15 protein-coding genes and 1 riboswitch are annotated in these 15,397 nt (G+C 64.7%); of the genes, 8 read left to right on the plus strand and 7 right to left on the minus strand.

Annotated features, from left to right (window positions below):
• The 6 genes from nuoE to NKI01_RS09305 all read right to left on the minus strand — a co-directional run.
• Nucleotides 1-798: NADH-quinone oxidoreductase subunit NuoE (nuoE, locus tag NKI01_RS09280; RefSeq protein ID WP_352962914.1), on the minus strand; the 798-nt coding region annotated here is incomplete at its 3' end.
• Nucleotides 799-833: 35 nt separating this feature from the next.
• Nucleotides 834-1,241, minus strand: a complete 408-nt coding sequence (locus NKI01_RS09285; protein ID WP_352962916.1) for a hypothetical protein — start codon at nt 1,239-1,241, stop codon at nt 834-836.
• Nucleotides 1,238-2,428, minus strand: coding sequence for an NADH-quinone oxidoreductase subunit D (locus NKI01_RS09290; RefSeq protein ID WP_023720747.1), 1,191 nt, complete (start codon nt 2,426-2,428; stop codon nt 1,238-1,240). Before NKI01_RS09290 ends, NKI01_RS09285 begins: the two co-directional genes overlap by 4 nt.
• A complete protein-coding gene (locus NKI01_RS09295; protein ID WP_023720748.1) occupies nt 2,429-3,031 on the minus strand; it encodes an NADH-quinone oxidoreductase subunit C in 603 nt (200 codons plus the stop codon).
• Nucleotides 3,032-3,036: 5 nt separating this feature from the next.
• Complete coding sequence (locus NKI01_RS09300) at nt 3,037-3,618, minus strand: NuoB/complex I 20 kDa subunit family protein (protein ID WP_023720749.1); 582 nt, start codon at nt 3,616-3,618, stop codon at nt 3,037-3,039.
• The gene (locus NKI01_RS09305; protein ID WP_023720750.1) at nt 3,609-3,974 is read right to left on the minus strand and encodes an NADH-quinone oxidoreductase subunit A; all 366 of its coding nucleotides are present in this window, start codon (nt 3,972-3,974) and stop codon (nt 3,609-3,611) included. Before NKI01_RS09305 ends, NKI01_RS09300 begins: the two co-directional genes overlap by 10 nt.
• A 337-nt stretch (nt 3,975-4,311) precedes the next feature.
• Between NKI01_RS09305 and NKI01_RS09310 the strand changes: the two genes are divergently transcribed.
• The 8 genes from NKI01_RS09310 (at nt 4,312) to NKI01_RS09345 (ending at nt 14,651) form a co-directional block, all read left to right on the plus strand.
• Entirely contained in the window at nt 4,312-5,511 is a 1,200-nt protein-coding gene (locus NKI01_RS09310) for a winged helix-turn-helix domain-containing protein (protein ID WP_023720751.1), read from the plus strand.
• Between the two features lie 29 nt (nt 5,512-5,540).
• Nucleotides 5,541-5,744: riboswitch (cobalamin riboswitch) on the plus strand.
• A gap of 38 nt (nt 5,745-5,782) precedes the next feature.
• On the plus strand, nt 5,783-6,217 hold the full coding sequence (locus tag NKI01_RS09315; protein ID WP_023720752.1) for a DUF1636 family protein: 435 nt from the start codon (nt 5,783-5,785) through the stop codon (nt 6,215-6,217).
• On the plus strand, nt 6,214-7,266 hold the full coding sequence (gene cobW, locus NKI01_RS09320; RefSeq protein WP_352962919.1) for a cobalamin biosynthesis protein CobW: 1,053 nt from the start codon (nt 6,214-6,216) through the stop codon (nt 7,264-7,266). Before NKI01_RS09315 ends, cobW begins: the two co-directional genes overlap by 4 nt.
• Before the next feature lie 18 nt (nt 7,267-7,284).
• A complete protein-coding gene (locus NKI01_RS09325; RefSeq protein ID WP_352962923.1) occupies nt 7,285-11,019 on the plus strand; it encodes a cobaltochelatase subunit CobN in 3,735 nt (1,244 codons plus the stop codon).
• Nucleotides 11,016-12,485 (plus strand): precorrin-3B synthase, encoded by a 1,470-nt coding sequence (cobG, locus tag NKI01_RS09330; RefSeq protein WP_023720755.1) that lies wholly within the window; start codon nt 11,016-11,018, stop codon nt 12,483-12,485. Before NKI01_RS09325 ends, cobG begins: the two co-directional genes overlap by 4 nt.
• Nucleotides 12,482-13,135, plus strand: coding sequence for a precorrin-8X methylmutase (locus NKI01_RS09335; RefSeq protein WP_156948158.1), 654 nt, complete (start codon nt 12,482-12,484; stop codon nt 13,133-13,135). The genes cobG and NKI01_RS09335 overlap by 4 nt, the downstream gene beginning before the upstream one ends.
• Nucleotides 13,132-13,890 (plus strand): precorrin-2 C(20)-methyltransferase, encoded by a 759-nt coding sequence (locus tag NKI01_RS09340; protein WP_352962926.1) that lies wholly within the window; start codon nt 13,132-13,134, stop codon nt 13,888-13,890. Before NKI01_RS09335 ends, NKI01_RS09340 begins: the two co-directional genes overlap by 4 nt.
• The gene (locus NKI01_RS09345) at nt 13,887-14,651 is read left to right on the plus strand and encodes a precorrin-3B C(17)-methyltransferase (RefSeq protein WP_023720758.1); all 765 of its coding nucleotides are present in this window, start codon (nt 13,887-13,889) and stop codon (nt 14,649-14,651) included. Before NKI01_RS09340 ends, NKI01_RS09345 begins: the two co-directional genes overlap by 4 nt.
• On the opposite strand, the gene NKI01_RS09350 is transcribed toward NKI01_RS09345, so the two are convergent.
• Complete coding sequence (locus NKI01_RS09350) at nt 14,615-15,397, minus strand: cobalt-precorrin-6A reductase (RefSeq protein ID WP_352962929.1); 783 nt, start codon at nt 15,395-15,397, stop codon at nt 14,615-14,617. The two genes, NKI01_RS09345 and NKI01_RS09350, sit on opposite strands and share 37 nt — an antisense overlap.

Below are 15,397 nucleotides of genomic sequence, written 5' to 3' on the forward strand. Positions count from 1 at the left end.
CGGCGGGCCCCCCCCGGGGGGGTGGGGGGGTCGGCTCCTCTCGCCCCCCCCCCGGGGGGGGGCGGCGCCCGCGGGGGGGGGGGGGCCGGCCCCCGCGGCGGCGGCGGCGGCAGCCGCCGGCGCCGCTTCCCTGGCGGCCTTGGTCGCCGCCCTGGTTTCCCGGTCGCGGGTCGCCTTCAGGATCGCCTTTTCACTCTTGAGGGTCGTCAGGCCACTGGCCGGCTCTGAGGTGACGCGGCCGTTTTGCGGTCCTGGCGTCACCGAAGCACCCTTGCCGGCGTCATAGAGGTCGATGATCTCGGCAAGCCGCTCCGGCGTCAAATCCTCGTATGTGTCCTTGAAGACCATAACCATCGGTGCGTTGACGCAGGCGCCGAGGCATTCGACCTCCTCCCACGACAGCGTGCCCTTGTCGTTGGTGTGGAACTGGTCGTGATGGATCTTCGAGCGGCACACATCCATCAGCGATTCCGAGCCGCGCAGCATGCAGGGCGTGGTGCCGCAGACCTGGACATGCGCGCGGGTGCCGACCGGATTGAGCTGGTATTGCGTATAGAAGGTGGCGACTTCTAGCCCGCGAATATAGGGCATGCCGAGCATGTCGGAGATCGTCTCGATCGCCGCCTTGGTCACCCAGCCTTCCTGCTCCTGCGCCAGCATCAGCAAGGGGATGATCGCGGATTGCTCGCGCCCCTTCGGATATTGCTTGATCCACTGCTTCGCCGCTGCCGCATTCGCCCGGTTGAAGGCGAAGGAGGCTGGCTGGAGGCTGGCTTCTGCGAGACGGCGGACTGACATTTAGCGATCGACCTCACCAAAGACGTATAGGTTCGTCATCTTGCTGCGGCCTCCTTACAAAGTTTCGCCGTACCGTCGAAACATTGGAAAGTCGGCGAATTTGTCATGACAGGCGGGCAAACGCCGGATTTACCAGCCAAGAGAGCAACAAGCCGCGCGAACCCTGTTTTGCCGGAAGCAGCTGCCGATACCTCCGCCTTAGAGAAACTCGCGCCATCCGGCGCTGCGACGCTACACTCGCATGTATCTCTCTTGAAATAGAAAGCATCGACATCGGCGGATTCTGCTGTCGCACTTTCTTGCATGCCAAGCGTGACGTAGCTCAGCTTGAAGTGCTGCTTCACAAGATCGGAAGCATCGATAGACGCTCCGCACTCGATTGCATATGCAGGGTGCATTGCGACAGCAATGACGATTAACATGAGGCTCAGAATGCGATTCACCGATCGACCTCACCAAACACGATGTCGAGGGAGCCGAGAACGGCGGTGACGTCGGCCAACATGTGGCCGCGGCACAAAAAGTCCATCGCTTGCAGATGCGCAAAGCCGGGGGCGCGCAGCTTGCAGCGGTAGGGCTTGTTGGTGCCGTCGGAGACGAGATAGACACCGAACTCGCCCTTCGGCGCCTCGACCGCGGCATAGACCTCGCCGGCCGGAACGCGGTAGCCTTCGGTGTAGAGCTTGAAGTGATGGATCAGCGCTTCCATCGAGCGCTTCATCGCCGCGCGCTTCGGCGGCACCACCTTGCCGTCGAGGTTAGACACCGGCCCGCTGCCCTCCTTACCGAGCAACAGGTCGACGCACTGGCGCATGATTTTCGCCGACTGCCGCATCTCTTCCATACGCACCAGATAACGGTCGAAGCAGTCGCCGTTCTTGCCGATCGGAATGTCGAAGTCCAGCTCGGCATAGCATTCGTAGGGCTGCGATTTGCGCAGATCCCACGGCGCACCCGAGCCGCGCACCATGACGCCGGAAAAGCCCCAGGCCCAAGCGTCGGCCAGGGAGACGGTAGCGATGTCGACATTGCGCTGCTTGAAGATGCGGTTGCCGGTCAAAAGCGCGTCGAGGTCGTCGACCGACTTCAGGAACGGGTCGATCCACTTGCCGATGTCCTCGATCAGCTTCTGCGGCAGGTCCTGGTGGACGCCGCCCGGCCGGAAATAGGCCGCGTGCATGCGCGAGCCCGAGGCGCGCTCATAGAACACCATCAGCTTTTCGCGCTCGACAAAACCCCAGAGCGGCGGCGTCAGCGCGCCGACATCCATCGCCTGCGTCGTCACATTGAGGATGTGCGACATAATGCGGCCGATCTCGGAGTAGAGAACTCGAATAAGCTGCCCGCGCTTCGGCACCTCGATACCGAGCAGCCGCTCGGCGGCGAGCGCAAAGGCATGCTCCTGGTTCATCGGCGCGCAATAGTCGAGCCGGTCGAGATAGGGCACGGCCTGCAGATAAGTCTTGTGCTCGATCAGCTTTTCCGTGCCGCGATGCAAAAGCCCGATATGCGGATCGACGCGATCGACGACTTCTCCGTCAAGCTCCAGCACAAGGCGCAAAACGCCATGCGCAGCAGGGTGTTGCGGGCCGAAATTGATATTGAAGTTGCGAACGGAGGTTTCAGCCATTTACTGCTTTGCCTTCTCATCTCCCGGAAGCACGTAATCCGTACCTTCCCACGGAGACAGAAAATCGAAATTGCGGAATTCCTGCTTGAGCTCGACCGGCTCGTAGATGACGCGCTTGGCTTCGTCGTCGTAGCGCACCTCGACGAAGCCGGTCAGCGGAAAGTCCTTGCGCAGCGGATGGCCCTCGAAGCCGTAGTCGGTCAGGATCCGGCGCAGATCGGGATGGCCCGAAAACAGCACGCCATAGAGGTCGTAGGTCTCGCGCTCGAACCAGTCCGCGCCGGGATATATGCCGGTGATCGACGGCACCAGCGTCTCTTCGTCGGCCTGGACCTTGATGCGGATGCGGATATTCTGCCTCGGCGACAGCAGGTGATAGACCACGTCGAAGCGCTTTGCCCGCGACGGATAATCTGCGCCGCAAACGTCGATGATCGAAATGAACTGGCATTTCGGGTCGTCGCGCAGGAAGGTCACCACCTCGATCAGGTCGCGCGGCTCGACCGAGATAGTGAGTTCGCCATAGGCGAGCACCGCTTCGCCGATCCGGCCGGTCAGCTTCTCGCCAAGATAGGTCGAGAGGTCATTCAACGCCTGGGTCATGCCGCTCACCGTTCGATCGTGCCGGTGCGGCGGATCTTCTTCTGCAGCAGAAGGATGCCGTAGAGCAGCGCTTCAGCGCTCGGTGGGCAGCCGGGCACGTAGATGTCGACCGGCACGATGCGGTCGCAGCCGCGCACCACCGAATAGGAATAATGATAATAGCCGCCGCCATTGGCACAGGAGCCCATCGAGATGACGTAGCGCGGCTCCGGCATCTGGTCGTAGACCTTGCGCAGCGCCGGCGCCATCTTGTTGGTCAGCGTGCCGGCGACGATCATGATGTCGGACTGGCGCGGAGACGCGCGCGGCGCGACACCGAAACGCTCGCTGTCGTAGCGTGGCATCGAGGTGTGGATCATCTCGACGGCGCAGCAGGCGAGGCCAAAGGTCATGAACATCAACGAGCCGCTGCGCGCCCAGGTGATCAGCGCCTCGGTCGAAGTGACGAGAAAACCCTTGTCGGCGAGTTCGTTGTTGATCTCCAGGAAGAACGGATCATCCTCCCCCACCGGTCTGCCGGTGTTGGGGTCGATGAGGCCCTTGGGCTTCGGCGCGACGAGCGTGCCGGAACTGTCGTTCAATCCCATTCCAGCGCTCCTTTTTTCCATTCATAGGCAAAGCCGATGGTCAGCACCGCCAAAAACACCATCATCGACCAGAAACCGAGCATGCCGATCTGACTGAACGACACTGCCCAAGGAAACAGGAAGGCCACCTCCAGATCGAAGATGATGAACAGGATCGACACCAGGTAGAAGCGGATGTCGAACTTCATGCGGGCGTCGTCGAACGAGTTGAAGCCGCACTCATAGGCGGAAAGCTTTTCCGGATCGGGGTTGCGGTAAGCCACCAGGAACGGTGCGGCGAGCAGCGCCAGGCCGACGACCAGCGCCACGCCGATGAACAGGACGATGGGCAGGTACGAACCTAAAAGTGCGTTCATGCTGCAGTTTTCCGTTGGCGGCCAATCCACTCTGATTACAGCACCGGACCCACTTGCGGAAGCGTGACAGATTAACCACTGAACCGTTTTAAGGGGGCTCTATGCTGCAACGCGGCGAGGGTTAGCGCAGCGCTTTCGGCGAAGCAAGTCAAACCTTGTTCAAATCGCGGTGCTGGACGGCATATCCGGGAAAACTGGTCCGATCCGCTCCTGTTTGATTTCCTTCACTTTTCACTCCACTTTTCTCTCCTGACATAGATGCCGCCAAAACCTTGCTAGCATGGGGCGGAATCGCAGGTCATTTTTCTCTGTCTAACATCGTCCGGATACCGCCTTCATGAAAGAAAAAATCTCGCTTGCCCTGGCCCGTCGCATTGCGCTTGCGGCACAGGGATTCAATGACCCGCGCCCCAGCGGCACGCCTGACCGCCGGCATCTGGCCCGGGTGCTTGCACGTACCGGCCTGCTGCAGATCGATTCCGTCAGCGCCGTGGTTCGCGCCCATTATATGCCGCTCTATTCGCGGCTTGGCCCCTACAAGCTGGCGCTGCTCGACGACGCCGCGGTGACACGCAAGCGCATGGTCTTCGAATATTGGGCGCATGAAGCCTCGTTCCTGCCCGTCGAGACCTATCCGCTGATGCGCTGGCGCATGCGGCGGGCCGAGCGCGGCGAGGAAATGTACAGCGGACTGGCAAAATGGGGCCGCGAGCACGCCGCCTACATTGAGGACATCTATCGCGAGGTCGCTGAACGAGGCCCGATCGCGGCGTCGGCTTTCGAAGGCCAGAAGGGCTCGGGCGGCTGGTGGGGCTGGAGCCATGCCAAGCATGCCTTCGAATGGCTGTTCTGGGCGGGCCGCATCACCACGGCGCACCGGCGTGGTTTCGAGCGGTTCTACGATCTGCCGGAGCGCGTGCTGCCGCCAACGGTACTCGCTTTGCCAGTTCCGTCCCCCGCGGACGCCCACCGCGAACTGCTGCGCATCTCCGCCCGCGCCCATGGCGTCGCCACGGCGGGCGATCTGCGCGACTATTTCCGCCTCTCGCCCGCCGACATCAAGGGCCGCATCGAGGAACTGGTCGAGGCTGGCGACCTGTTGCCGGTGAGCGTCGAAGGCTGGAGCAAAACAGCCTATCTCCACAAGGACGCCCGTTTGCCGCGCAGGATCGAGGCGCGCGCCTTGCTTGCGCCGTTCGATCCCGTCGTCTTCGAGCGGTCGCGCACCGAGCGGTTGTTCGACTTCCACTACCGCATCGAGATCTACACGCCGGCCGAAAAGCGCCAGTATGGCTATTATGTGCTGCCGTTCCTGCTCGGCGACAGCATCGTCGGGCGCGTCGACCTCAGGGCCGACCGCCCGGCCGGCGTATTGCGCGTCCATGCCGCCTATTCGGAGCCCGGCGCCCCGCCGCAAACTGCCGCCGCCCTTTTCGAGGAATTGAAGCAGATGCAGGGTTGGCTCGGGCTCGAGCGCATCGAGGTGACGGCTGCCGGCGACCTCGGCCAGCCGCTCGCAGATATCGCCGCGTCATAGACGTGCGTTGACACGACTGCCTTCACAAGCCTAAATCCGTTCCAGACGGTCCCCTGCCCGCAACGGCAAGGGCCAAGAGGGAATGCGGTGCGAAATCTCGATTTCAAATCCGCGGCTGTCCCCGCAACTGTAAGCGACGAGCCAAGGCCGAAAACCACTGGGATATTCCCGGGAAGGCGGCACCCAGGCGATGACCCGCGAGCCAGGAGACCTGCCGTCTAGGACATAAGAATCCGATCGCCTGGCGGGTTTTCCGGGCAAGGAGCCTGATTTGGAACGCGACAGCAGTTTTCCGGCTGAGACAGCGGATTTATTGTCCGGCCATGGTGATTCCCCGGCCGGCGTTACCGTCATCGTCTGCTCGTCCTGCCGTGACGAGACCGGTTCGGACGCTTATCCCCGCGCCGGCGAACTGCTCGCCGAGCACACGCGCCGCGCCGCTTCCAGCGAAAACATTAAAATCCGCACCGTCGAATGCCTCGGCAATTGCAAGCGCCGGCTCAGCGCCGCGATGCTGCGCGACGGCTGCTGGAGCTATGTCTTCGGCGACCTGACCACGACCAGCGGCACCGATCTGGTGACGGGGGCAAAGCTGTTCGCTACTTCGACGGACGGCCTCATTCCGTGGCGCGGCCGTCCCGATTGCCTGAAGCGCGGCTTGGTTGCCCGCATCCCTCCCCTCGACCTTTTGAAGGACTTGATATGACTTCCCCAGATTCGGCCGCCAACGTTTCGCGCGTCCCCTGCACCGTCGTCACCGGCTTTCTCGGCGCCGGCAAGACGACGCTGATCCGCCATTTGCTCGAAAACGCCAAAGGCAAGCGCCTGGCCATCATCGTCAACGAGTTCGGCGATATCGGCATCGACGGCGAGATCCTGAAGGGCTGCGGCATCGACACTTGCCCCGAGGCAAACATCGTCGAGCTGGCCAATGGCTGCATCTGCTGCACTGTCGCCGACGACTTTGTCCCCGCGCTCGACCAGATCCTGTCGCTGACGCCGAAGGTCGACCACATCCTGATCGAGACGTCCGGGCTGGCCCTGCCCAAGCCGCTGGTCCAGGCCTTCCAGTGGCCGTCGGTGAAAAGCCGCGTCACGGTCGATGGCGTCATCGCCGTCGTCGACGGGCCGGCGCTGGCTGATGGCCGCGTTGCCAACGACATGGACGCCCTGCAGGCGCAGCGCGCGCAGGACGAGACGCTCGACCATGACGATCCTGTCGAGGAGGTGTTCGAAGACCAGCTCGCTTGTGCCGACCTGATCATCCTGTCGAAGAGCGACCTGCTGGACGCAGCCGGCGCGGCGCGCGCCAATGCCGTCATCGGCAAGCATGTTGCGCGGGCGGTGAAGATCGTGCCGACCTCGCAAGGCAAGGTCGATCCGTCGGTGCTGCTCGGCCTTGGTCTCGCCGTCGAGGACGACATCGAGAACCGCAAGACCCATCACGACGACGAGCTCGACCACGAACATGACGACTTTGACTCGTTCGTCATCGACATTGCGTCGGTGTCCGACCCGGACGAGCTGGCACAACGCGTCGCCACGGCGGCGGAGGAAGAAAACGTATTGCGCGTCAAGGGTTTCGTCGACGTCGGCGGCAAGCCGATGCGGCTCTTGCTGCAGGCCGTCGGTCCGCGCGTCAACCACTATTACGACCGCGCCTGGACCGCTGAAGACGATCGCCGCTCGCGCCTCGTCGTCATCGGCCTGAAAGGGCTGAACCGCCCGGCGATCGAGCGTATCCTCGCCGGCTGATCCCAGGTACGAGCCGCGATGCACATCCTCACCACCACATCCGCCTCGCTCGACGATCTCGCCGAGCCTGTCGATCTCAGGCAAACGCCTGCGGATGTCGTGGCGCTGTCCTTCACCGACAGCGACCTCGCCGGGCTGGCGGCGGCGTGGAAGGCAGATGCGGACCGCCTGCCGTCGATGCGGCTCGCCGCCTTGCGCGACCTGCGCCACCCGATGTCCGTCGACCTCTGGATCGACAGCGTCGCCCGCCACGCCAAGGTCGTCCTGGTCCGCATCCTCGGCGGTTACGACTGGTGGCGCTACGGCTGCGACCAGCTTGCCGTTGTCGCGCGAAATCGCGGTATTAAGCTGGCGCTCCTACCGGGCGAGAGCCACGACGAGGATTTGCGGCTGATCGAAGGCTCGACGCTGCCGCGCCAGGAACTTGATGGTCTGCTCGACTTTTTCCGCGAAGGTGGCCCGGCGAATATGACGGCGCTGGTGCAGAGGTTGGCAAGTCTCGCCGGATCGGGTGCGGCGGTCGCTGAACCTGTCAGCGTGCCAAAGGCGGGATTTTACGAGCCGGGACGCGGCGTTATAAAAAGAATGGACTTATCAAGCGTCGGCATTCCTTCGCGCCCCCCTCTGTCCTGCCGGACATCTCCCCCACAAGGGGGGAGATCGGCTGTCACTGACCGTCTCGCGACTTCTGCAACATCGAACATTGACGAAGGCGACGATGACCAGGCGATCTCCCCCCTTGTGGGGGAGATGTCCGGCAGGACAGAGGGGGGCGCGAAGGAACGCAGCCTAAACCTACCGTCCGCCGAACCCGCCCCCATCATCCCCATCCTGTTCTACCGCTCGATGCTGCTCGCCGCCGATGTCGCGCCCATCGACGCGCTTTTCGAAGCGCTGGGCGCACGCGGCATGGTTCCCGTGCCTATTTTCGTCTCCAGCCTCAAAGACCCGGCATCGCTCGCCTTTGTCGAAACCGCGTTTGCCGCGCTGAACCCTGCCGCCATCATCACCGCCACAGCTTTCGCCTCGGGCGCCGAACCCGGCGTCGAGACGCTGTTCGACCGCGCCGGAGTGCCGGTGTTCCAGATCGTCGTCGCGACCACCCGCCGCGACATCTGGCAGAACAACCAGCGCGGCCTGGCGCCCGCCGACCTTGCCATGCATGTCGTCCTGCCCGAGCTCGACGGCCGCATCCTGGCCGGCGCCATTTCCTTCAAGAGCGAAAGCGAGACCGATCCGGCATTGGCCTTCCGCCACTTCGCCAACCGGCCAGAGCCTGACCGCGTGGCGCAGGTCGCGAACCGGATCGAGGCCTTCGTGCGCCTGCAGCGGACGCCGCGTGCGGAGCGCAAGCTCGCCATCCTGATCCCCGACTATCCGAGCGCGCCCGGCCGCACCGGCTATGCCGTCGGTCTCGACGTGCCGTCCAGCGTGCTGGCGATGCTGCACGACCTGAGCGAACAGGGCTACGCCGTTGAAGGGATTCCGCAAACGCCGCGTGAGTTGCTGGAGATGCTGGAGCCAGCCGACCAGGGACTGGCATTGAAGGAGTATCTGACCTTCTCGAAGGAATTGCCGCCGGCGGCCATCGCTGCGGTGGAGGCCGCATGGGGGAATGCGGAAGATGAGACGGGTTCGCGCGAGGCACCCCCCTCTGTCCTGCCGGACATCTCCCCCTCAAGGGGGGAGATTGCGCTGTTGTCTCTGCTTTCGCCAATTACCAAGGGCGTTAAGGGAGAGCCGGCAGCCGAACTGCCAATCTCCCCCCTTGAAGGGGAGATGTCCGGCAGGGCAGAGGGGGGTGTCCAAGCGCCCACCACCGCAAAATTCCCCTTCCGCGCCGCCACCTTCGGCAATATCACCGTAGCCCTCGCCCCTGATCGCGGGCGCTCAGCCGACCGCCGCGCCGACTATCACGACCCGACACTGCCGCCGCGCCATGCACTGATCGCCTTTGGCTTGTGGCTGCGTAAGTCGCTCGGCATCCATGCAATTATCCATGTCGGCGCCCACGGCACGCTGGAGTGGCTGCCCGGCAAGACCGTGGCGCTCAGCGAAAACTGCTTTCCCGAAATCGTCACCGGCCCCCTGCCCGTCATTTATCCTTTCATCGTCTCCAACCCCGGCGAGGCAGCACAAGCCAAGCGACGCATTGCCGCCGTCACGCTTGGCCATCTGCCGCCGCCGCTGACCGGCGCCGGGCTGGACGAAGAGCAGCATAAACTCGAGCGACTGGTCGACGAATATGCCCAGGCCGACGGGCTCGACCGCCGCCGCCGCGACCGCCTGGCGAAGCTGATCGTCGAGACTGCGGAAAAGACCGGCCTCGCCTCAGAGGCCGGCGTCGCCAGGACCGACGCAGCCGACGAAGCCTTGCGCCGCATCGACGCCTGGCTCTGCGATCTCAAGGATTTCGCCATCAAGGACGGCCTGCATATCTACGGTCGCTCGCCTGAGGGCGAAACCGATCCTTTGCGCGAGCAGAGTGCGGCAGCCGAGAAAGTAGCACTCATCGCGGCCCTCGACGGCCGCCATGTCGCCGCCGGTCCGGCCGGTGCACCGGCGCGTGGCCGGCGCGATGTGCTGCCCACCGGCCGCAATTTGTTTACCGCCGACCCACGCACCATGCCGACGCCGACCGCCTATGATCTCGGCAAGGTGGCAGCGGAAGAAGTCGTCCGCAGCTACATGCAATCGCATGGCGACTGGCCGCGCTCGCTGGTCATCGACCTCTGGGGCTCGGCCTCGCTGCGCACCGGCGGTGAGGAGATCGCGCAAGGCCTGGCGCTGATGGGCTGCCGGCCGCAATGGGATTCCGCCACCGGCCGCATCACCGGCATCGAGGTGCTGCCGCCGGCAACGCTCGGCCGCCCGCGCGTCGACGTCACCTGGCGCATATCCGGCCTGTTCCGCGACATGTTCCCAACCCAGATCGCGCTGATCGATGCCGCCGCCAACGCCGTCGCGACCCGCGACGAGGACGATTCGGAAAACCCGCTGGCGGCGAGAACCCGTGCAGACGGCAAGATCAGCCCGCGCATATTCGGCACCTCGCCCGGCACTTACGGCGCCGGCATCGAGGACTTGCTATCAAGCGGCGACTGGGCCGCGCGCGAAGAGATCGGCCGCGCCTATCTCGCCGCCACCTCGCATGCCTATGGCGGCGCCGAGGGCGAAGGCATTTCGGCGCCCGGCGCTTTTGAGGGCCGCATCGCTGAGGCCGACCTTCTGGTTCATACCGGCGACGATCCCGGCCGCGACATCCTCGAAGGCTCGGCCGACGTCGCCTTTATCGGCGGCTTTTCGGCAGCGCTTGCCGCGCTCGGCAAAAACGCTGACGTGATCGTGCTCGACACCACGGATCCGCAAAAGCCCAAGCCACGCTCGGTTGGGGACGCCGTATCCCGCGTCGTACGGGCACGCGCCGTCAATCCGCGCTTCATTGCCGGCCAGATGCGCCACGGGCCGCGCGGCGCCTCGGAATTCGCCGAGACGGTCGACCGGCTTGTCGGCTTTGCCGAGACCACTCATGCCATATCTGGCGCGCTGATCGAGGCCGTGCACGACGCCTATCTCGGCGACCCCGTTGTCCGCGCCTTCATCCTGCGCGAGAACCCGTCGGCGGCGAAGGTCATGGCCGAACGTTTCATGTCGGCACGACGGCGCGGTCTGTGGCATCCGCTGCGCAATTCGATCGATGACGATCTCGCCGCACTGATTGCCGAAGCCCAGGCGCTTGGGGTGGCGGCATGAACGCTTTCTCCCGACGCAGCGCCTGCCCTGCTTTGTCGGCACCGATGCAAACCGGCGACGGGCTGCTGGTGCGGCTCAATCCGGTCGCTGGAGGACTGTTGCCGAAGTCGTTGATCGGACTCTGCGAATCCGCCCTGCGCCACGGCAACGGCATTATGGAAGTGACCGCCCGCGGCAGCTTGCAGATACGCGGCCTGACGCCCGAAAGCGCCCGGCTGCTGGCGATGGAGGTCGATGCGCTGGGTGTTGCCGTTCGCACCGGCGTGCCGGTCGAGACTGGTCCGCTGGCCGGGCTCGACCCGCAGGAAATCGCCGATCCGCGCCCGCTAGCGGAGCGGATTCGGGCGGCAATCGAGGACGCCGGCGTCACGCAGCGTCTTGGCCCGAAGGTCTCGGTGATTGTCGACGGTGGCGGACAGCTGACCTTGGATGCAGTGACGGCCGATGCCAGGCTGGCTGCGGTGCGGACCGATGCGGGGACGCAATGGCAGGTGGCTATCGCCGGCGGCGGTCAGACTGCGACGCTACTCGTCATGGCCGAGGAAGATGCGGCCTGCGACATCGCCGTTGCGATCCTAAGGATGGTTGCCGAAAAGGGGCGCGATGCCCATGCGCGGGATTTGACAGAAAGACAGCTGAGATCTCTGGCAAATTGGCGATCCTTCGCGCCCCCCTCTGTCCTGCCGGACATCTCCCCCACTTGGGGGGAGATTGCGCCCTCATCTCAGCTTTCGCCAATCGATAAGCATGCTAAGAGTGAGCCACCGGCGAAGCTGCCGATCTCCCCCCAAGTGGGGGAGATGTCCGGCAGGACAGAGGGGGGCGCGAAGGATCGCCGGCCCATCGGAGTTTTCGACTTGGCTGCAGCCGGAACCGCCCTCGGCATCGGCCTACCCTTCGGCAGCATGCCGGCGAACCAGATCATCGCTCTCGCGCAGAGCGCGCTGGCCCTTGGCGCCACCGAAATCCGCCTGGCGCCGGGCCGCGCGCTGGTTTTCCTCGGCCTCGCGCCAGCGGCCTGCCCGCCGCTCCACCAAGCCGCCGCAACCCTCGGCTTCGTCACCGACGCCGCCGACCCGCGCACCAGGATCGCCGCTTGCCCGGGTGCTCCCGCCTGTGCCTCCGGCCGCATCGCGACGCGCGAAATCGCCGAGACCATCGCCGTGGAAAACCGCGACATCTTCGATTCTTCCTTGACGCTGCACATCTCCGGCTGCGCCAAGGGCTGCGCCCATCCCGGTCCGGCGGCGCTGACATTGGTCGGTAGCGAAAACGGAGCCGGACTTGTCGTGGACGGGACGGCTAAGATGTTTCCTGCCGGATACAGGCCGGGCGATGACGCCTCGCGCGGCATCGGCGGCATTGCAGCGGCAATCCGCAGAAAACGACTTCGAGGCCAGACTGCCGCCGCCTGCCTTGCAAGGCTTGGCACGGCCGGCGTCGTCAAAGCTTACCGACAGGAATGAGCATGCCCGCCCAGAACCCCATCACCTACGACTATATTCATGATGGCACAGCGATCTATGAGCGCTCCTTCGCCATCATCCGCGCCGAGGCCGACCTGTCGCGCTTTTCCGAAGCCGAGGCCGACGTCGCTATCCGCATGATCCATGCATGCGGCCAGGTCGAGGCTGCGCGGCATTTCGTTTTCTCACGCGATTTCGTCGCCGCTGCGCGCACAGCGTTGAGCGCCGGCGCGCCGATCTTCTGCGACGCACAGATGGTCTCGCATGGCGTCACGCGCGCGCGGCTGCCGGCCGGCAACGAAGTGATCTGCACGCTGCGCGATCCGCGGACCGCCGACATCGCGAGAAAAATCGGCAACACCCGCTCGGCCGCGGCGATCGATTTGTGGGGCGAGCGCATGGCCGGTTCGGTCGTCGCCATCGGCAATGCGCCGACCGCCCTGTTTTATCTGCTGGAAAAGCTGCGCGATGGTGCGCCGAAGCCGGCGGCGATCATCGGTATGCCGGTCGGGTTTGTCGGTGCCGCCGAATCGAAGGATGCGCTGGCCGAAAATTCCTATGGCGTGCCTTACGCCATCGTGCGCGGCCGGCTGGGCGGCAGCGCCATGACCGCCGCCGCACTCAACGCACTGGCGAGGCCGGGCCTATGAATGCGATCGCAAGAGGTCGGCTGGTCGGCGTTGGCACCGGTCCTGGCGACCCAGAACTCTTGACGCTGAAGGCAGTGCGCGCGCTGGCGGAGGCCGATGTCGTTGCGCATTTCGCCAAGCGCGGCAACAACAGCAACGCGCGTGCCATCGTCGGAACCCATTTTCGCCCTGATTTGATAGAGTTGCCTCTGCTCTATCCGTTGACCACCGAGATCGACAAGGATCATGGCGACTACCGCTCGCAGATCACGGATTTCTACGAGCAGTCGGCCGAAAAGGTTGCCGAGCATCTCAGCGCCGGCAGGATGGTTGTGGTGCTCTCGGAAGGCGACCCGCTTTTCTACGGCTCCTACATGCATCTGCATGTCAGGCTGGCGCATCGCTTTCCGACCGAAGTCATTCCCGGCGTCACCGCCATGTCCGGCTGCTGGTCGGCGACCGGCCTACCGATCGTCCAGGGCGACGACGTGCTGACGGTGCTGCCGGGCACCATGAGCGAATTCGAGCTGACGCGCCGCCTCGCCGACACCGATGCCGCCGTAATCATGAAGGTCGGCCGCAACTTGCCCAAGATCAGGCGTGCGCTGGAGGCGACCGACAAGCTGCCGCGGGCCATCTATGTCGAGCGCGGCACCATGCCGGGCGGCGTCTCGATGCGGCTTGCCGACAAAAAGGACGACCAGGCGCCTTATTTCGCCATCGTGCTGGTCGCCGGCTGGTCGGGGCGGCCAAGCGCATTGGGAGCCGAAGCATGAGCGGCCGCCTGACCGTCATCGGCCTGGGGCCTGGCAACGCCGACCAGGTGACGCCGGAAGCGAACCGGGCCGTCGCCGAGGCGAAATTCTTCTACGGCTACAAGCCTTATCTTGACCGGCTTGATCTGCGTCCCGACCAGATTCGCGTCGCTTCCGACAATCGCGAGGAGCTAGCGCGCTCCAGGGACGCGCTGCTGAAGGCTGCGGAAGGCCACAATGTCGCGGTCGTATCGGGCGGCGATCCCGGCGTCTTCGCCATGGCGGCGGCCGTCTGCGAGGCGATCGAGGCGGGGCCGGTCGAGTGGCGCGCGGTCGACATCGCCATCGTGCCTGGCATCACCGCCATGCTCGCCGTCGCCGCCCGCATCGGCGCGCCGCTCGGCCATGATTTCTGCGCCATCTCGCTGTCAGACAATCTGAAGCCGTGGGATTTGATCGAGCTGCGCCTGCTGGCCGCGGCCGGCGCCGGCTTCGTCATCGCGCTCTACAATCCGATCAGCAAGGCGCGCCCCTGGCAACTCGGCCGCGCCTTCGAATGCCTTGCCGCGATCCTGCCGGGCACCACGCCGGTGATCTTCGGTCGCGCCGCCGGCCGTCCCGACGAGCGCATCGAAGTTTTCTTGCTGGCGGAAGCCGATGCGCAAAATGCCGACATGGCCACCTGCATCATCATCGGTTCACCGGAAACCCGGATCATCAAGCGCGGTGAAAAACCAGCGCTGGTCTACACGCCGCGGTCGGCAGCGGGCCCAAGAACATGACCGACCAGAAAATGATCGACCATCGCGGCAAGAGATTCGACCGTCTCAGCCGACGTGACGTCCGGCAACGCCGGCCTGCGGATCATGACCACCTCGATGCCGAGCGCCCGCGCTGCGGCGATCTTGCCGTAGGTCGCTTCGCCGCCGCTGTTTTTGGAAACGACGACATCGATGCGGTGCTCTTGAAGCAGCGAGTGTTCGTCCGGCTCCTGGAACGGCCCGCGCGCCAAGAGATAGGTCGCGTCGGGCACAGTAAGTCTTGGTTCGACCGGATCGACGCTACGGATGAGATAGTGGTGCTGGGGTGCAGCCTCGAAGGCAGTGATCTCCTGCCGTCCGAGCGCCAGGAACACGCGGCGCTGCGCCGATCCCAGCGCCGTCACCGAGCTGGTAACACCGTCGACCAGCGTCCACTGGTCACCTTCGGCAGGCTCCCAGCCTGGGCGCTTGAGCGCAACGATCGGCACGCCGGATCGGTGCGCTGCTTCCGCCGCATTGGCGGAGATCTGCGCCGCATAGGGATGCGTGGCGTCGATCAGCAGGTCGACGTCCGTCTCGTGGAGATACAACGCCAGCCCGTCGACGCCACCAAAGCCGCCAACCCGCACCGGCACGCCTTGCGCGGCCGGGTTTTCAGTGCGGCCGGCCAGCGACAGCGTAATCGCGAGATCGGAGCGCACCGAGAGTATTCCGGCCACCTGCCGGGCTTCGGTGGTTCCGCCGAGGATCAGAATGCGGTGGGTCAT

Source organism: Mesorhizobium sp. M0815 (genome assembly GCF_040319995.1).
GTDB lineage: Bacteria > Pseudomonadota > Alphaproteobacteria > Rhizobiales > Rhizobiaceae > Mesorhizobium.